Genomic DNA, 18,551 nt, shown 5'->3' on the forward strand with positions numbered 1-18,551 from the left:
CATGGCACTGAGCAGGGAAAATATCACAAAGATAACCGATCTTCTGAAGCAAAATCCCCAGGGACTCAGTATAACCAATATCGTCAAAGAAACCGGTATCAACCGGAACACGGCCGGGCGGTACTTAGAACGCCTTCTCATCTCCGGCCAGGTAGAGATGCGCCATTTCGGCATGGCAAAGATTTACACCGCCGCGCAGCGGGTCCCGGTCTCTGCAATGCTCTCGATCTCTTCCGATCTCGTCATGCAGCTGGACAGCGGACTCCGGATTATTTTTGCCAACAAGCCTTTCTTAAATCTGCTGGGCGTCACATCAGAAGAACTGCTGGGGAAAAATATCGAATATACCGCAGCGGCAACCGTGTTTGATGATGCACTGGAAAATTTCATCAAACATCTCAATAATGGGATCAAAGGAGAAGAGTGGGGCAGTACGCTCACGCTGAACAATGGCGAGCGGGTTTTTTCCTCTCATATATCTCCCATCACGTTTAATGACGGGCGCAAGGGGGTCTCGGTTCTCCTGGAAGATGTTACCGAGATGCGGCAAAAAGAGCGCGAACTGCGCGAGAGCGAAGAGCGGTTCCGCACACTGGTTGAGATTTCTCCGGATGCCGTGATCCTTCACCGTGACGGAAAAATTATCTATGCGAATCCTGCAGCCCTAAAACTCCTTGGCGCTTCAAAAGCCGGTGAAATAACCGGTAAGAGAGTTCTTGATTTTGTTGATCCCCGCTTCCGCGGGATCCTGATGGAGAATATCCGGAAAGATCTTGACGGAGGACACTCCCCAAACATGGAATTGCCGGTACTCCGGCTCGATGGTACACCCGTGATTGTTGAGGGAAGGGGGGCAAAGACATCCATTGAGGGAAAACCTGCAGTAATAGTAACGCTGCGGGACATTACTGACCGCAAGCAGGCCGAGGAAAAACTGTTCAACTCCCGCCAGATGCTCCAGCTGGTGCTGGACACGATACCGGTAAGGGTATTCTGGAAAGATCGGGATCTGGTATTTCTCGGTGCCAACCAGGCCCTTGCCCGTGACGCCGGCTATACCAACCCGGAAGATCTTTTGGGAAAAACCGATTACGATACCGCTTTTGCAGCAACCGCGGACCAGTACCAGGCTGACGATCTCCAGGTGATGGAGACAGGAACGCCGAAACTGAATTTTGAAGAGCGCCAGGAGAGACGGGGAGGGAGCCAGGCATGGCTCCGGACAAGTAAGGTTCCCCTGCGCAACAAGTCCGGGGATGTGATCGGGATTCTTGGCACCTATGAAGATATCACCGAAAGCAAAATGCTGGAGAATGAGTTGAACGCAACCGCAGAGCGGTACAAACAACTTGCCGAATGTTCGCTCGATGCTCTCGTCATCACCGATCCCCGGGGAATAATTATCACCACCAACAAGGCAGCGCTGACGTTAGTCGAGCTTGAGGATCAAACCGAAATGCAGGGAACTTCAGTCTTCCGGTTTGTGGCCCCCGAATCACGGGAGCATGCAAAGCGGGATTTCGCAGCGGTGAACCCGTCACGAAAGGCGATTATGCGAACGTATGCCGGTATCACTGCCCGCGGCAACCATATCACCGTTGAAGTAATGGCTAATCCAATCACGTACAAAGGCAGTCCTGCCGCCATCATATCCATCCGTGAGATCAGCAAACGTACCGCTGCCGGGAAAAACCTCAAAAAAGATGAGTGAATGTTCCGGCTGATGACACGAACTCCCGGAATAAAATATATTCATTATTCCCGGGAAAAACCCGGAAGTTTGTGTTTGTTTTTTTTTAAATTAAAAAAAATCAGAACCGGATGACGCCGGAAAAAACGGTCTCGGCCGGGCCTTCCATCTTTGCGCCGTCTTTTAAGTAAATGACCAGCGGTCCGCCCTCGGTCTCCACCTTCACCGTTTCCCCTCTAAGCCCGAGGTGGTGGACGACTGCTGCCGATGCCGTTGCCCCGGTGCCGCAGGAGAGCGTCTCTCCCTCAACCCCGCGTTCGAACGTGCGGATCCGGATGCTGTCATCACCGGTCTTCTGGACGAAGTTCACGTTTGCGCCTTTGGTAAACGATTCATGGTGGCGGATGGGCGGTGCGAGCGCTTCGACATTCACGTTCTCCACATCATCAACAACCACGACCGCGTGCGGGACGCCGGTGTTGGCGGCATAGACATCGAAAACACCGATATGTTCTTTGTATTCGCCCTTGCCCGGTGCGGGAATATCCGGCCTGCCGAACTTCGGGGTAGGCATGCTGATGGTGGCAACGAAGGTATCGTTGCGGTACGCCATCTCAACGCCCACGGGACCGGCAAGGGTATCGACCGTGCAGGAACCTTTGGCATAACCGGCATCGAAGGCATATTTTGCCAGGCACCGGATGCCATTGCCGCACATCTCGGCTTCGCTCTCATCGGGCTGGAGGATGCGCATCCGCAGGTTCCCGTTTTCGGATTTCATCAAATACAGGATCCCGTCAGCGCCGATCCCGAACCGGCGGTCGCAATAAGTTTTTGCAAAACCGGCTTTCATATCGTCGGGAATGATCGTCTTTTCGTATTCATCGATCAGCACAAAATCATTGCCATTGCCCTGCAGTTTGGTGAATGGTATTTCCATAATTCCTCATTTTCTCCGGGGGATGCGATGCTCAGCGGATCTATTCGCTTTGTACGGTATTCATCTCAAAGGTTTTATTGAATTCGCCGATGTCCCAGCCAAGATACTCCTTGATGATCACGTACGCCATCTGGGGGGGAATCGCACCCTGCTCGGTTACGATCAGATCGATATACTCCGCAGGAGTGACATCGAACGCCGGGTTGCGGACGGTCACGTAGGGCAGGGTCCGCGCAATCTCATCCGGCAGTACCTCTGCTGCTGCCCGTTCCTCTATCTGGATCATTTCGCCGATGATCGTGCGGGGCGCAAACTTGTACGTCTCGGCAGCCACGAGCACATTCACCCGCGCCTCATGCGCCGAATGCGCTACCTGTGAGGTGCCGATCTTGTTGACCACCGCTCCGTTCACGGTCACCGCATCGGCCCCGACAATGACAAGGTCGATGTCGTTGATGAACGACCGCACGGCAGAATCCACAATGTAATTCGTCTTAATGCCCACATCGTTGAGGGTCCGGAGGGTGATGAGCCCCTGGTTTCTCGGGCGCACTTCGGTAGCAAAGACCTCGATATCCTTTCCGCTCCGGTGCGCCTCGATGATGCACGCGAGTGCTACTTCCGAGTTGCAGTGCGTGAGGATCGTGTCGCCATCGCGGATATGCCGGGCGCCGAACTCTGCGATCTTCTCCACCGCGTGCTGGGAGGACTGGATAAACGCATCCGCCCGCTGGACAACACTGGCCCGTGCCTCATCCACGGTCTTTGCCCGGTCGAGACCGGCCATCACCATATGGACTGCATTCGGGAGCGAGACTGCCGTGGGCCGGGTTGCAACCAGCAGCTCCGCGGCCCGCTCCATCTCAACCGTGAATGCTGCGGTGATCAATGCTTTCGAGCCCAGGGCCTCATTTTTCAGGGCATCGGCTGCTGCCCGCGCAATCCGGCCCGCACCCCGGATCTCCATGCTCTTTATCTTCTCTGCAGTTTCAACAGGTAACATTCAGCTTCATTGATTGAATAGAAACGTGAAGTAAATATAAGTTTATTACCGGGTGCCCCATGTCGGTTGCCGTAGTCTTTGACAGTGCAGGAACGCTCCTCAACACCTACCGGGTGGCAAAGGATATCTGCAACAAAAAACTTCTGCCGGGTATCGAGACCACCACGCTCACGTTCAGTTCGCCAGACCGCGTCCTCGTCGTGCTGCCCGTGCACTCCCAGGAGATGATCAGCACACCGCCCGATACGCTCCTTTCCGAATATCTCGTCAAACACGACATGGGCTTTGGGGTCAGCTGCACCCGCAAGATCACCACCGCAGAAGAGATCGGCGACATCCTCTACGCGGACACGCGGGCGACGGTGGGCGACTTACAGGAATGTATCCGCAATGTCTGGACCGTCTGCAAAGCAGAAGAAGTGGTCACGATGAACAGCGGGGCGATCATCAACATGGCGCTCGGGGCGATCGAATTTACCATCACGGCCGGCGGCTGGCCGTTTGACGGGGCAAAAGAGACGATCACCTCCCTGCACCGCATGGGCGTCCCGACCTTCATTGCCTCGGGCGACCGGGTCACCAAGCTGGAGAAGATGGCAGACCATCTCGGCATCCCCCGGGACCGGGTGTACGGGGTTGCCACGCCAACAGTCAAAGCGCAGATCGTCAGCGACCTGCGGCAGGAATATGACAAGGTACTGATGGTGGGCGACGGGATCAATGATATCTGCGCTCTGCGGAATGCCGACATCGCGATCCTCACCATCCAGCAGGCAGGCGATCGCCCCGAGGAACTCTATGCAGCAGCCGATTACGTGGTAAAGGATGTCGGCGCAGTGCTGCCGATTGTCCAGGATCTCCTCACATCGCAAAAGTGTTCAGAATAAGTGTTCCGGATTATTTGCGATCGTGACGGAGTGGTGAAGCATATAAAAGATAATATGACACCAGTAGCACATTAGATACAAGGGAATTATGAAGGCTCCATTGATCACGGTCGACAACCTCTGCATGGATTTCGATGGGCAGAGAATACTCAAGAATATTTCTTTTGAGATCGCAGAAGGCGAGATCCTCGGGATTATCGGCAGGAGCGGGGCCGGTAAGACCGTGCTGATGCACCTGATGCGCGGCGTGGAACAGCCCCCCACGAGCGGCACCATTGTCTTTCACGTAGCGGCCTGCGGCAGCTGCGACTTTATGGATGTGGGGAGTTCTGCGGGCAAACCCTGTCCCCACTGCGGTGCCAAGCTCACGGCGCTCAATATCGATCTCTGGAACGAGAAAAACGAGGAACTGCGGCGCCGGCTCATGCGCCGTACCGCGATCATGTTCCAGCGCACCTTCGCCCTGTACGGCGATGATCGTGTGATCGAAAATGTCCTTCATGCACTTGACGATATCAGTTACCCGCAGGAACTGGCGATCAACCGGGCAGCGGACTTAATCGACCAGGTCCGGCTCTCGCACCGGATGATGCATATCGCCCGGGACCTTTCGGGTGGTGAGAAACAGCGGGTCGTGCTGGCCCGCCAGCTTGCAAAAGAGCCGTTCTTACTCTTTGCCGACGAACCGACCGGCACGCTCGATCCCGGCACGGCCAAGATCGTCCATGCCATGCTCATCGAAGCGTCAAAGACCAATAATATGGGCATCATCGTCACCTCTCACTTCTCGCAGGTCATAGAGGATGTGGCCAACCGCGCTATCCTTCTCGTGAATGGCAGCATTGCAAAACTCGGGTCGCCCAAAGAAGTTATCGCCGAGTTCATGAAAGGCTGCGACGATTCCGAAAAGTTCGAAGCAGCGGAGCTGGGCGAGCATGTCGTTGTTGCCCGGGACTTGGTGAAACGCTACATTTCTGTTGACCGCGGGGTAATCAAGGCAGTCAACGGCGTCAGCTTTGACGTATCAACCAAGGAGATCTTCGGGATCATCGGCAAGAGCGGGGCCGGGAAGACCACGCTCTCCGGTATTATCGCCGGCCTTATCGAGCCCACCAGCGGGGAGATGAACATCCGTATCGGCGAAGAGTGGATCGATATGACCAAGCCGGGGATTGATCAGCGGGGACGGGCAACCTGCTATATCGGACTCCTGCACCAGGAATACGACCTGTTCCCGCACCGGACGGTGCTGGACAACCTGACCGATGCCATCGGCCTGGAATTCCCGAAAGAGCTTGCCATGCGAAAAGCGTTAGTCACGCTCAAGATGGCCGGATTCACCGATGAAAAGAGCAAGGAAATTCTCAACCGGATGCCTTCCCAGCTCTCAGAGGGCGAGAGACACCGCGTGGCATTGGCACAGGTGCTGATCCGCGAGCCGCGTATCGTAATCCTCGATGAGCCGACCGGCACCATGGACCCGATCACCAAGATCGATGTGAAACATTCGATCCTCCATGCCCGCGAGGAGATGGAAGAGACGTTCATCGTCGTCTCCCATGATATGGAATTCGTGCGGGACATCTGCGACCGCCTTGCCCTGATGCGAGGCGGCAAGATCGTGCAGATCGGAAAGACTGCAGATGTGCTTGCAATCCTGACCGAAGAAGAACGCAAGGTCATGACCCTGCCAGTCGCGTGAGGCGATTCATGATCACCATCCACCTCGATGGAGAGAGGCTGGAGACCGGCGAGGGCGGCACGCTTGCATCGATCCTTTCCGGCCACGAAACGGGCTGCTGCGTGGCGATCATCCGCCCGGCCATCAAAGAGAAGGCAAAGACCAGCAGTCTTGCGATCACCACCACGGCGGGCGAAGTCATCATTGAAGTGCAGGGGCAGGCCGCAGCTTTTCTTGAATCCCCCGGTATCATCGGGCAGCTCGGGCTTCACTGGACCGACCGGTACGCCACCGCATTTGGTCCCTTTCCTTCCGGCATCCGCCCCCAGAGAAAACCGCATCTCTATGATCGCGGGGATGTGATCCTTGGTTGCGGCGGGTATGAACCGGCACGATCCTATCTCCTCTTCTCCCGGGTCCGGCATTCCGCTGACCACGGGGCAGATGAGAGCGGCGGGGTAGTAGGAACAATCGTGAGTGGCAGGGCCGTGCTCGACCGCTTTTCTTCGGGTGACAGGGTCACCAAAATCGAACCGGTCATGAGCTGGGCCGACACGAGCCGCTCGTTCACCACGAATGACCTGAGCCTTGTGCTGGAAGACGGGATGCAGGTCGTCACCCGCGTAAAGATCATGGCACAGGGGTATACTCCTGATAAGATTACCACAGAAGCTGCCGGCAGCGTAGAGCATATGCTGCTCGCACTCCATGCAGGAAAGTATACCGTGGGGAGGGCAACCAGTACCCATATCCTCGACCAGCGGCTGGCAGGAACCGAGGATGTGCCCCGGGAGTTCCGCCGTCCCCGCCGCGAAGGGACCGTCACGGTGCGGTCTGCCGGAAAGACTGCGGGCGGAGTCTACATCTACCGGGCAGATGTTCCGGCAAGCCTGGTCCACAGCGTGGTTGGCCAGGTGGTGCAGGGCATCGAACTGGTAAAACTGGCCAAAGAGCATGACATCTTTTCCGTCAGCGTGGAGCCGGTACGCATCGACCTGCTGGGTCTCCCGTTCAGCAGGGCCCAGGAGATCTGCGCTGCACGGGGAGTAACGCTGGTCTCCGACAAGCAGGATGCAGAAAGGATCATCGTCTCGCAGGAACCGTGGACGACCCTCGATGTGCTTGCAGAGAAGGCAGTGAAAGTAACAACTGCACCGCTGGAGAAGGTGATCGATATCGCACTCGATGATGTGGCTGCTCCGCTCAGCTGCGACGTATTCCGCCGGGTTACCGGGCTCATCCAGCACGATGCCGGCATGATGCCGGTCTTCTTCAAGTTCGACGATGTTGTCCTCTTTAAGCCAATGATCCCCCCGGGCCTGAAACTTATCCCGGAAAACATGCCAACGGACGAAGCTGCGGCAGCTGCACTGGCCATCACCAACGATTCCCGCAAAGGCACCGGGCTCGTAGGAGTGCGCCTCTCGGCGAACAAAGAGTTCGGCCCGACCTCCGAACCGTTCGAAGGGACCAATATCATCGGGCGCGTGATCGATACCGACAAACTCAAGAAAGTGCGGGAGAAAGAGACCGTGTATATCCGTGAGGTGAAGCAGTGACAGAATATACACCAACCCACATCGGCAGCGTGACAAAATACGTGGTGGTGGAGTCGTTCGAGATCACCCCGGCAGACCTTGCGGCCCGGGGATACGAGATCTCGAACGGGGTGATGATAAAAGAGACCTGTTTTGGTCTCGTCATCAGCGGGAAAGCAGAGGAAGTCGAGCTCATTGTCACCGAACTGCGGAAGATCGATCCCGATCATATTTTTGTAAAAGACCGGGGCTTTCCTCCCGGCGATTCACGTCGCTGCCGGGCAAACCTTGGCGGGGCCCGGCCCGGGTACAATGGTATGGAGTTCGAGATGACCGTGATCCCGTACGTCTCCCACGGGCTTGAAGAACTCAACAAGAAAGACGCAACGACCGTTCCTCCTATGGAAAACCCGCTGGAGCGCCCGTTGCTCGATATCAATAAACTCAAAAAACTGATCGATGCACAGGAGTCCTGAAATGGTAAAAGTATTCATCTACCCGGCAACGAGCCTGATCCTCTCTGACATGGTGGCACGCTTCGGGCACACGCCCCTTTCGTCTGCCATCGCCATCCGCGAACGCATCCAGACCGCAGGACTCGAATCCCCGCCGCTCCAGATCACGCCCGAAGAGCCCAAGAAAGGGCTGAAGTGGGCAGCCGTCGAAGTGCCTGCCGGGATACGGGGGCGCATGTCGCTCTACGGGCCGATGATCGAGGAGGCCGAGGCGGCGATCATCATCAACGATGCAGATTTCGCATTCGGTTGCATGGGGTGTGCCCGCACCAACGAGCTGATCAAGTTCCTCCTCCACCAGAAGGAGATGCCCCGGCTCGAGCTGAATTACCCGAAGAATGAGGAAGAAGGCGTGAAATTCGTAGCAGCAATCAAGCGGTTCTTAACCGAACTGGGAGGGGCGAAATGACGCAACCGGTGCGGATTGCACAACTTTCGTGCGGGCCGGAGTACTCCGGTATCCAGAACGAGATCAATGAAGCGGCCCGGGAGGTCGGCGGCGAGATCTTCTTCCCGGATGTTGCCTTAAAAGACATTCGCCGGGATTTCGATAAGTTCGGCCTCGATGTCAAGAGCCCGGACTTGAAACTCGCGATTGCCCGGGCCATGGCCCTTGTCGAAGGGCGGGTTGAAGCCGATGCGGTCTTCATCGCCACCTGCTTCCGGTGCGCCGAGGCGGCGATTGTGAGAAACGAACTCCGGCGCTACATCAACGAGCACTCCCGGCTCCCGGTGGTCAGCTATTCGTTTACCGAGCGCACGACTGCCGGAACCCTCCTCACCCGGATGGAAGCCCTCACGACCATTGCCCGGCGCCGTGCCCTGCTCGCCCGGGAAACCCAGAGCGGTCTCACCCTCGGCCTTGACTCGGGTTCTGCGACGACAAAAGCGGTCGTGATGCGGGACAACAAGATCATCGGCACGGGCTGGCAGCCCACGACCGAAGTCCTGAAAAGTGCCAATGAAGTGATCGCCCACGCCCTTGCCGAAGCAGGGGTCACCCGCGACGAGATCCAGGCTGTCGGGACAACCGGCTATGGCCGTTTCCTTGTCGGCAAGGAGATCAAAGCGGACCTCATCCAGGAAGAACTGACGGTCAACTCCAAAGGGGCAGTCTATCTCGCGGACCGCCAGCACGGCCCCGCCACCGTGATCGATATCGGGGGTATGGACAATAAGGCGATCTCGGTGATGGACGGGATCCCCGGCGTCTTTACCATGGGTGGGATCTGTGCCGGGGCAAGCGGGAGATTCCTTGAGATGACCGCGAAACGGCTCGGCGTCGACATTACCGAACTCGGCCCGCTCTCCATGAAAGGCATGGGCGGACGCGTGCCGATGAACAGCTATTGTATCGTCTTTGGCACGCAGAGCCTGGTCAATGCCCTTGCTGCCGGTAGTACCCGGGAAGATGTGGCTGCTGCTGCCTGTCACAGTGTGGCCGAGCAGGTATACGAGCAGCAGCTGCAGGAAGTGGATATCAAGGAGCCGGTGATCATGGTCGGGGGCACGTCCCTCATCGAGGGACTTGTCTTTGCGATGGGCGAACTGCTCCAGACAAAGGTGGTCGTGCCGCCATACTCGCAGTATATCGGTGCCGTGGGATCTGCACTCCTTGCATCAGGATTCATAAAGGACGATTAGATGCTCGCCGTTGAGTACTTTGAAGTGGAATGCCCCGAGCCGGTGGGTGCGGAGTACTACAAGCAGATCACCAACGATGTCCTGTTGGATCACAATCTCCTCAAGGTGATCGAGAAGATCCATGTCTATATCGACCCGAAGATCCCGCTCTTTATCGCCGTCGGCATCCTCAAACCGATCACGAACGTGGTCCGCGTGGGAGATATTGCCAACATCAACCCGCAGGAAGGTAAGATGACGCTCGTCATTACGGATGAAACCTACCTTGCTTCGATGCTCAAGATTTTCTGGGAGCGGTTTGGCAAGGACAAGGTCGAACAGCCGGACCGGTTCACGGTAGTCCTCTACGGGGTTCAGGCAGATCCCCAAGAGATCGAGCAGATCGTGATCGGCCATCCCGGTGAGTCCGTAAACCGGGACCTCATCTACGCCCTCCGGTGCGTGGCGCCGGAAGGCTTCCGGCTCCGGAGCGAGCGGTTCGAGAACGGGAAGTTCTCGTTCGTTGCCAGCGAGAACACGCTTACTGAGAACATCGATGAACTGGTTAAGGCGAAGTTTGCCCTGATGGGAGAAGTACCATGATGCTTGTTCCCGTCACCTACAAGGGCGGCATCTACCAGCACGATATCGTGATCGATCTCATTGAGGACCTCGGGGGCTACGTTGTCCAGAAACACGTGCTCGCCCAGGAAGTGGTACTCCAGTGCTTTGTGCCCAAAGACGATATCGAACTGATCCGGGAGATCTCCCGGCCGATCTTCGGCGAAGTAACGGACTCACCGCTGGTCGGGACCGAGATCGCAGTTGTCAGCATGAGCCTGGAGATCCACCACCTCCCCCACCCGTCCTGCGACATAGCCGAATACGTCCGCCGCATCGGAGCCAAGAGCAACATGGTGAGCCTTGCCCGGGGGCCCGGCAAAAGGATCGCCGGGCTCAATGACGAGGAGCGGGATGTTATCAACGAGCACGATATCGCCGTCTTTCTGATGGGCAACTTCGAGACCTGCATCGAGTTCAAGATGCCCAAGCTCCTGCGGGGAATCGAGGTGCCGGTCGTGGTCTGCGGAGGGCCGGATAAGGAGACGTTGATCCGGATCGTCGACCCCCCGGTCGAGGGATACGTGGGCGGAGTCGGGCGGTTTATGCGGCGAACCAAGGAAGCCGACCAGCTCGACAAGCTCGATGAGATCATCGACGAGATCACCCGGGTGCTGGAGAAGAAACGCGAAAACATTGCAAAAGATCCGCTCTCGGTGTCCCCGGCCCGGCTCATGAACCTGATCCGGGAGAAGATACCCGCGATCCTTGACGTGACCTCTCCCACCCCGCTCACGGTCCAGATGGCGGGGCTCCGGGTGAAACTGCCGTACGATACGTTCGCCCCGCAGCTCCGGGCAATGGAGATCGAGGATGGCATCACGCTCGGGGAAGTGGCAGAGATCGTGCCCTCCCGGATGCGGGACTATATTCTGGTAAAAGTTCTGCCCTTCTCCGAGACCAATATTGCGATATAACACGTTGCGATAAAACACGACAACGTCAGAAGGTGATATGATGGTAAAGAAAGTTTCAGCACAATCCACCAGGGACCAGTTCGAGGATAAACTTGCACTCATTGTCAGGCAGGGCGCTGATGTCACGGCTGAAGAGTGGCTCAAGGCGATCGAGGAGGAATACGGTAAAGTGCCGCTCGTATTCAGGAGGATGGGCGAGCGCCCCGAAGTGCTCATCTCCCACCTGCTCTACAAGGGGACGGTAGCCCAGACCAGCCCGCTCGATCCCAAGTTCGTGGAACTGATCAGCATGGCTGTGGGTGCCGCCCTCAAGTGCCCGCACTGTACCGGCTACCACATGCAGGCCGCGATGATGATGGGAGCCACCCGTGAAGAAGTGCTTGAAGTCATCCTTTTAGCGGGTATGATCTCGAACTCTTCGGTGCTGGCCAATGCGTACCGGATCATTGACGATAAGCTGGAGAAGTGCATCCCGTGTGAGACGAAAGGGCCGGTGCGGGGGGCTGCTAAGAAGGCGGCCGGGAAGGCTGCTGCAAAGAAGAAGCCGGTGCGGAAAGCAGTGCCGGTGAAGCGGAAGTAGAGAGGACAGAACTGATCTTTTTTTCAGGCATTCAGACGAGCATCTCTCCCTGCACGGAATAACAATCCTGATGCACAAAAAATATTTTCCGATAAGTATGGAGCCTTCCATCACTACAACTTTTTTCGAAGTCAAAGGTATGTATAAACCGATCCGATCACCATCTTTGATCATGACATCATCACCACGTCACTCCGGGCGATTCCTGCCCGGGATCATCGGACTGGGGCTCATGCTGGTACTGGTGCTGTTCGTCAGCGGGTGCACCCAGCCGGCAGCTGAATCCCCGGCCCCAACCCAGGTATCGGTTGCAACCCCGGCACCCACCGACATGACAACGATGGCAGCAGGAGAAAAGAAGATGGTCACCTTCACCGAAGCAGATAACGGGAAAACCGGAGAAATAGCACAGACTACGCGGTTTGCTGTCGAACTTGCAGAAAACCCGACCACCGGATTCCAGTGGAATGCAACCCTGTCACCCGGTCTTGAACTCCAGTCATCGGACTACCGCATGAATGAGGCGGCCCCGGGTATGACGGGCGTGGGCGGGACCCGCACCTGGGTCATCATCGCAAAGGATCCCGGCGCCCAGAAGTTCTCTGCATCGTACCTGCGTTCATGGGAGCCGGTAACCGGCAACGAGACGGCCTACAGCGTGAACATCAACGTTGTGAGGATCGTTACAGTTCAGCTACCACCAAATAATGTCACTTCAAATCCAGCGCAACCAGAATCTTCCTCAGATATGGCAAATCAGATCACGATGCAGGTTATACTGGTAGACGAAAATGCAAATGCTGAATATACTACAATCTGGCTTACTCCATCTCAACGCATTTACACACTTGCAAAAAATATTCCAGACTACAAGAGATATATCGGTTTAATGGAAAAATCCAAAAAAGATGGCTCGCTTCTCACTTTTACCCTTGCTACCGATGACCCTTCTGTAATTAAAAGCATTGTCACAGTCTAGCTACCCCCAAAATTGCCCCAACAATCTTTTTTCGTAACGGGTCACAATTCCGCCGCAGTACGACACAACAGCAGCCGAGATATACCAGATGCCAAAGTATGTTCAAAAAACATACAGCAGGCCGATATCAAATAGGGAAGAGACCATCCCGATCAGGAAGAACCCTCACATCTTTTTAATCCCATACCACCCAACTTTACCATAATGTGCGGCATTGCAGGGCAGTACTGTCTGGACGGAAAAGAGCCGGATACAAAGCTTCTCTCGGTCATGTCCGAACGGCTCGCCCACCGGGGACCGGATGGTGAACGTACCCATATCAGCGGCCCGATAGCCCTTGCCCACCGCAGGCTCGCAATCATCGATCTCTCATCTGAGGGTCTCCAGCCGATGACCAATGAGGATGGCACACTCTGGCTGGTCTTCAATGGCGAGATTTACAATTTTGTCGAGCTCCGCGAGGAGCTTATCGAAAAAGGCCACCGGTTCCATTCAAAATCCGATACTGAAGTGATCCTCCATGCCTACGAGGAATGGGGACATAAGTGCCTCGAACGGTTCAATGGCATGTGGGCGTTTGCCCTCTGGGATAACCAGCGGCAGGAGCTGTTCTGCGCCCGGGACCGGTTCGGGATCAAACCATTCTATTACACTGATACCGGAGATTCTTTCCTGTTTGCCTCAGAGATCAAAGCGCTGCTCGCTCACCCGGCTGTCGGCACGAAACCGGACGATGCCACGCTGGGCACGTACCTTGCATGGGGAGTGCTCGACCATTCTGAACGAACGATGTTTGACGGCATCCTCCAGCTGAGGCCTGCTCATGCAATAGTTGTAACAAAGGAGGGGGCTCAACCACCGTTCCGGTACTGGGACGTGAAGGTCAACGCAGAAATTCACTCCAGTGTACCAGATGCAGAGGTGGCATCGAAGCTCCGTTCCCTGCTGCACGATGCAACCAGCATCCACCTCCGGAGCGATGTCGCTGTTGGTACCTGCCTGTCCGGGGGCATTGATTCGTCAGCACTTACCGCGATCATCAATGGTCTCATAAGGGAAGAGGCACCGGCAAGCATCGGGGCACGGCAGAAGACCTTCTCCGTGGTCTTCTCCGACAAACGGTTCGATGAGAGCCGGTATATCGATGAAGTTGTTGCCGCAACAGGAGTGGACGCTCATCGTACCGAACCTTCCCCGGAAAAACTCTGGGATGATATCGACCGGTTGGTCTACATGCAGGACGAGCCGTTTGGTTCGCTCTCGATCTATGCCCAGTACTGCGTGATGCGGCTTGCCCGCGAGCAGGTCAAAGTTGTGCTCGACGGGCAGGGGGCAGATGAGCTGCTGGCCGGGTATCTTGCGTACCAGGGCAGTTATATCAGGGGACTGTTCCGCTCGTTCCATACATTGACCGGGTTCCGGGAGATCATCGGAAGCCTCAGGCACCATCGTGGCTTTTTCCGTTCAGCAGCAGAACAACTGTTCGTCCGCAAAGGACGCAGGGGGCTCCTGAAATGTACCGCACCACGGGTAGACCGCTACGGGGGCAGGCTTGACGAGGTACTTATCCACGAACTGACCAGCACCAACCTGCCGGCACTCCTCCACTACGAGGATCGGAATTCCATGGCATTTTCGATCGAGTCCCGGGTGCCCTATCTCGATGTGCGGTTTGTGGAGTACGTAACGTCACTCCCGCTTAACCAGAAAATTCGTAGTGGCGTTACCAAGATTGCCCTCCGGAATGCTATCAGGGGGATAATTCCTGAGTCAATCCGCTGCCGGATGGACAAGATGGGATTTGTCACACCGGAAGAGGTCTGGATGAGAGAGACACTCCGCCCATTTGTGCTGGAATTGATAAGCTCTGCCGGGTTCCATGCACGCCCGTACTGGGATGCCGATGCAGTAATTAAAAATTATCTTTCATTTCTTGAGGGGAGATCGGCCTACTCGCCGGAGATCTGGAGAATTGTCTGTACTGAACTCTGGCTGAGGAAATTTTTCGATCTGCCTGCCGTCACCTCCTCAGGTTCCTGATCTCCCGGCCAAGTGAGATCGAATCCTATAAATGGTGAATCCGGACAGATCTATGTGCTATAACCCCGTCCAAAGAGTGATTATCACTTGGCACGGGATCACGGTGATCTATGAAATCCATTATTCTTGCCGGCGGTGTCGGGACCCGTCTCTGGCCACTTTCCCGTGAGTACTATCCCAAGCAGTTCATCCAGATGGATGGTCTCTCGCTCTTCCAGAGGACCTGCGAGCGGGCAGCCCTGCTTTCAGGGTACGACGGGATCTATGTGGTAACAAACGAGATCCACCACTACCTGGTCCGGAACCAGATAGAAGAACTGGGATATTCACTTCCCGATGATCATCTCCTTGCAGAACCTGCGGGAAAAAATACTCTTCCTGCCATCGCATGGGCAATGCAGCAGGTCCGGGCAGACGACCCTTCGGCATCTGCCGTCGTCTTCCCCAGCGATCACCTCCTCGGCGATGCTGCTCTCGACCAGATCCGGGCAGCCGAACCGCTTGCCGGTCAATATCTTGTGACATTCGGTGTCAGACCCACATCACCCCACACCGGTTACGGGTACATCAAACCGGGAAAACCTCTCTCGGTTGGCAGTGTTGTTGATGCCTTTAAGGAAAAACCCGATGAGAAGACTGCCGAAGAATATGTGAAGAGCGGGTATCTCTGGAACAGCGGGATATTCCTCCTGTCTGTGTGCTGCTTTTTTGAGGAACTGAAACAGTACCGCCCTGATATCTTCGCTGCATTCTCTCCCGATATGACCCCCGATTATGCGAATCTTGAATCCATCTCGATCGATTACGGGCTGCTCGAGCATTCGCAGCGTGTAGCGGTTGTCCCGCTTGACGCTCCATGGAGTGATCTGGGGACATTCAAGGCGCTTTACGATGTCGAGCATCACGATGCACAGGGCAACGTAGGGAAGGCAGAGTACATCTCGGCGAAAAATAACTATGTTTACGCTTCAGGAAAGCATGTCGGGCTTATCGGGGTTCACGATCTGGTTGTGGTGGACACGACCGATGCACTCCTTATCTGCGACAATAAGCATACCGAGCAGGTGAAAAAACTCGTCAGCCTGTACAATAAAGCAGATGATCCAATCACCCGCTTCCACCGGCAGGTACACCGCCCGTGGGGCTCATATACCGTGCTCGAAGAGTCCGGAGTCTATAAAATCAAACGGGTCACCGTGCGGCCAGGCCAGAAACTCTCCCTCCAGCTCCACCATCACCGGAGTGAGCACTGGGTAGTGGTGAGCGGGACCGCAGAAGTAGTGCTCGATGGGGAGACCCGTCTGCTCCGGAAGGGAGAGAGTACCTTTGTCCGCAGCGGGATGAAGCACCGGCTGAAAAATCCGGGTGTCATTCCGCTTGAGGTAATAGAGGTGCAGCTGGGCGAATATCTTGAAGAGGATGATATCGTCCGGTTTGAGGACGATTATGGCAGGGAGTAATTTTCCCATTCACCAGACTTTTATGAGAAAATCCCCTATAGTTGTGAGAAAGATCTGAGAATTTTTGGGATACTTTTCCCAACGAGATTATTATTTTTCAGACCGTGGTGGAAAAAACCCCAAAAAAACGGTATTTTGACCCATAAACCGTATAGTGCTATACGTAAGGCCGGGTTTTCCGGTCAGGCAAGAAACGTTTGAAACCGGGTTATTTTTTCGTTCCGCGATATTTTGTCAGGAATTGGCGATTTCCCCGGTCTTCCGCTGCAACAAGACATTCGTTTCCAGGGCCGATGAGATCGGTTCTGCCGGCAGCCCTGAGCCCTTCGATTACTAATTCCCTGTTGCGGGGATCGCGGTACTGCATCAGTGCCCGCTGGACCCTCTTCTCCTGCCCTTTGGGCACATGCACTGGTTCGAGCGTGAACGGGTTAAGTCCGGTGTAATACATGCAGGTTGAGACGCTCATCGGAGTGGGAGTAAAGTCCTGCACCTGTTCCGTGTAGAGCCGGTTATTGCGGATATAGAGGGCAAGCTCGATCATGTCGGCCATTGTGCAACCGGGATGTCCTGACATGAAGTAGGGCAGGAGATACTGCCGGCTCTTTTTTCCGGTCTGGAGGGCCTCGAACTCTTCGCGGAACCGGTCAAAAACTTCCCGGTCCGGCTTGTTCATGATGCCGGTAACCTTTCTGGCAATGTGTTCCGGTGCTACTTTGAGATGCCCGGAGACATGATGATCGCAGATCGTGCGGAGATAATCCCCATCATCGGCAAGAGCAAGATCGTACCGGATACCCGAGCCGATAAAGACCCTTTTCACACCCGGAATTTCCCGGAGTTTTTCCAGGAGATCACACTGTTCCCGGTGACTTGTCTTTAACGTTTTACAGGAAGGGTTGCAGTATTTGTTCCGGCAGGCACCATAGGTTTCCCACTGTTCACAGGAAAGCCCGAACATGTTCGCCGTGGGGCCACCAACATCCTGCACAATGCCCTTGAACTCCGGCATCTTTGTCATCCGGGTCACCTCGCGGACAATCGAGGCTGTGCTCCGGCTCTGGATGATCCTTCCCTGGTGGTGGGTAAGGGCACAGAACGAGCACGCGCCGAAACACCCCCGGTGACTCGTTACCGAGAACTGTACAGGTTCGAGGGCAGGTACCGGTTGTTTGTATGACGGGTGCGCCCGACGGCTGAACGGGAGTTCATAGATATGATCGAGCTCTTCAGAAGTGAGCGGGGGTGCCGGGGGGTTCTGGATAACTACCGTCTTTGGGTGCGGCTGGGCAACGGGTTTTCCCCGCACTGGATCCTGCTCGTAGTAATGGAGGGCGAATGCACGGGCGTACGCTGTTTTGTCCTGCGAGACTTCAGAAAAATGGGGGAGTTCAACAACACCTTCAGGACGCTGGGCGCGCCATTCGGCGATCTCCATGGTATATGCGGTTCCCCGAACGTCCCGAAGGGAGGCGATGGGTTCTCCCGCTGCAAGCCGCCGGGCGATCTCCGTTATCTGGCGCTCACCCATACCAAAGATGAGAAGATCGGCCGGGGCATCGGCAAGCAGTGCCTGCCGGACGCGATCCTGCCAGTAATCATAATGGGCAAACCTGCGGAGACTTGCCTCGATGCCCCCGATAACTATCGGGGTATCCGGGAAAAGCCCGTGTACCTTGTTTGTATAAACGATGGTTGCACGATCGGGACGTTTGGGAATCCCACCCGGCGAATACACATCGTCACTTCGCCGTTTCAGGTTGGGGGTGAAGTTGTTCACCAGGGAATCGACATTGCCGGACGAGATGCCAAAGAACAGACGGGGTTTTCCCAGCGCAGTGAAATCTGCATCGGACTTCCAGTCCGGCTGGGCAAGGACTCCCACTGAATACCCGGCATCCCAGAGAACCCTGCCGATAAGCGCGGTGCCAAACGAGGGGTGATCCACATATGCATCACCGGTAATAAGAATGATGTCAAACTGGCTGATACCAAGTTTTTCCGCTTCTTTGACAGACATCGGAAGACAGAGGGGTTGCCGGGTCATGGGAAAAACGGGTTTAAACGCATGTTCATA

General features: G+C 55.8%; 16 protein-coding genes. 13 read left to right on the forward strand and 3 right to left on the reverse strand.

Annotated features, from left to right (window positions below; translation table 11 throughout):
* The first annotated feature begins 1 nt into the window (after window position 1).
* Complete coding sequence (locus tag CVV30_08660; GenBank protein PKL69612.1) at window positions 2-1,711, forward strand: hypothetical protein; 1,710 nt, start codon at window positions 2-4, stop codon at window positions 1,709-1,711.
* Between the two features lie 100 nt (window positions 1,712-1,811).
* Here the strand turns inward: CVV30_08660 and CVV30_08665 are convergent, their stop codons facing one another.
* The gene (locus CVV30_08665) at window positions 1,812-2,630 is read right to left on the reverse strand and encodes a diaminopimelate epimerase (protein PKL69613.1); all 819 of its coding nucleotides are present in this window, start codon (window positions 2,628-2,630) and stop codon (window positions 1,812-1,814) included.
* A gap of 40 nt (window positions 2,631-2,670) precedes the next feature.
* The gene (locus tag CVV30_08670; protein PKL69614.1) at window positions 2,671-3,633 is read right to left on the reverse strand and encodes a ribose 1,5-bisphosphate isomerase; all 963 of its coding nucleotides are present in this window, start codon (window positions 3,631-3,633) and stop codon (window positions 2,671-2,673) included.
* A gap of 59 nt (window positions 3,634-3,692) precedes the next feature.
* On the opposite strand from CVV30_08670, the gene CVV30_08675 reads away from it, so the two are divergent.
* The 12 genes from CVV30_08675 to CVV30_08730 all read left to right on the forward strand — a co-directional run bounded on the left by CVV30_08675 (window position 3,693) and on the right by CVV30_08730 (window position 16,474).
* Complete coding sequence (locus CVV30_08675; GenBank protein ID PKL69615.1) at window positions 3,693-4,520, forward strand: haloacid dehalogenase; 828 nt, start codon at window positions 3,693-3,695, stop codon at window positions 4,518-4,520.
* An 88-nt stretch (window positions 4,521-4,608) separates the two neighbouring features.
* Window positions 4,609-6,222 carry a methyl coenzyme M reductase system, component A2 gene (gene atwA, locus CVV30_08680; GenBank protein ID PKL69616.1) on the forward strand — a complete coding sequence of 538 codons (1,614 nt, stop codon included), beginning with the start codon at window positions 4,609-4,611 and terminating at the stop codon, window positions 6,220-6,222.
* 8 nt (window positions 6,223-6,230) lie between these two features.
* Window positions 6,231-7,760 (forward strand): methanogenesis marker 3 protein, encoded by a 1,530-nt coding sequence (locus tag CVV30_08685; protein PKL69617.1) that lies wholly within the window; start codon window positions 6,231-6,233, stop codon window positions 7,758-7,760.
* Window positions 7,757-8,215, forward strand: a complete 459-nt coding sequence (locus tag CVV30_08690; protein ID PKL69618.1) for a methanogenesis marker 6 protein — start codon at window positions 7,757-7,759, stop codon at window positions 8,213-8,215. The genes CVV30_08685 and CVV30_08690 overlap by 4 nt, the downstream gene beginning before the upstream one ends.
* A 1-nt stretch (window position 8,216) precedes the next feature.
* Window positions 8,217-8,663 carry a methanogenesis marker 5 protein gene (locus tag CVV30_08695; protein ID PKL69619.1) on the forward strand — a complete coding sequence of 149 codons (447 nt, stop codon included), beginning with the start codon at window positions 8,217-8,219 and terminating at the stop codon, window positions 8,661-8,663.
* Complete coding sequence (locus CVV30_08700; GenBank protein PKL69620.1) at window positions 8,660-9,898, forward strand: methanogenesis marker 15 protein; 1,239 nt, start codon at window positions 8,660-8,662, stop codon at window positions 9,896-9,898. Before CVV30_08695 ends, CVV30_08700 begins: the two co-directional genes overlap by 4 nt.
* Window positions 9,899-10,480 carry a methanogenesis marker 17 protein gene (locus CVV30_08705; protein PKL69621.1) on the forward strand — a complete coding sequence of 194 codons (582 nt, stop codon included), beginning with the start codon at window positions 9,899-9,901 and terminating at the stop codon, window positions 10,478-10,480.
* On the forward strand, window positions 10,477-11,415 hold the full coding sequence (locus CVV30_08710) for a methanogenesis marker 7 protein (GenBank protein PKL69622.1): 939 nt from the start codon (window positions 10,477-10,479) through the stop codon (window positions 11,413-11,415). The genes CVV30_08705 and CVV30_08710 overlap by 4 nt, the downstream gene beginning before the upstream one ends.
* A gap of 40 nt (window positions 11,416-11,455) precedes the next feature.
* Window positions 11,456-11,995 carry a carboxymuconolactone decarboxylase family protein gene (locus tag CVV30_08715; protein PKL69786.1) on the forward strand — a complete coding sequence of 180 codons (540 nt, stop codon included), beginning with the start codon at window positions 11,456-11,458 and terminating at the stop codon, window positions 11,993-11,995.
* Window positions 11,996-12,065: 70 nt separating this feature from the next.
* Window positions 12,066-12,974: a hypothetical protein gene (locus CVV30_08720; protein ID PKL69623.1), complete on the forward strand. Its 909-nt coding sequence runs from the start codon at window positions 12,066-12,068 to the stop codon at window positions 12,972-12,974.
* 204 nt (window positions 12,975-13,178) lie between these two features.
* Window positions 13,179-15,014: an asparagine synthase (glutamine-hydrolyzing) gene (gene asnB, locus CVV30_08725; protein PKL69624.1), complete on the forward strand. Its 1,836-nt coding sequence runs from the start codon at window positions 13,179-13,181 to the stop codon at window positions 15,012-15,014.
* A 110-nt stretch (window positions 15,015-15,124) separates the two neighbouring features.
* Window positions 15,125-16,474 carry a mannose-1-phosphate guanylyltransferase/mannose-6-phosphate isomerase gene (locus CVV30_08730; protein PKL69625.1) on the forward strand — a complete coding sequence of 450 codons (1,350 nt, stop codon included), beginning with the start codon at window positions 15,125-15,127 and terminating at the stop codon, window positions 16,472-16,474.
* 208 nt (window positions 16,475-16,682) lie between these two features.
* Here the strand turns inward: CVV30_08730 and CVV30_08735 are convergent, their stop codons facing one another.
* A complete protein-coding gene (locus CVV30_08735) occupies window positions 16,683-18,521 on the reverse strand; it encodes a YgiQ family radical SAM protein (GenBank protein PKL69626.1) in 1,839 nt (612 codons plus the stop codon).
* Window positions 18,522-18,551 lie beyond the last annotated feature (30 nt).

The organism is Methanomicrobiales archaeon HGW-Methanomicrobiales-1 (genome assembly GCA_002839675.1).
In the GTDB taxonomy this organism is placed as follows: Archaea; Halobacteriota; Methanomicrobia; order Methanomicrobiales; family Methanospirillaceae; genus Methanoregula.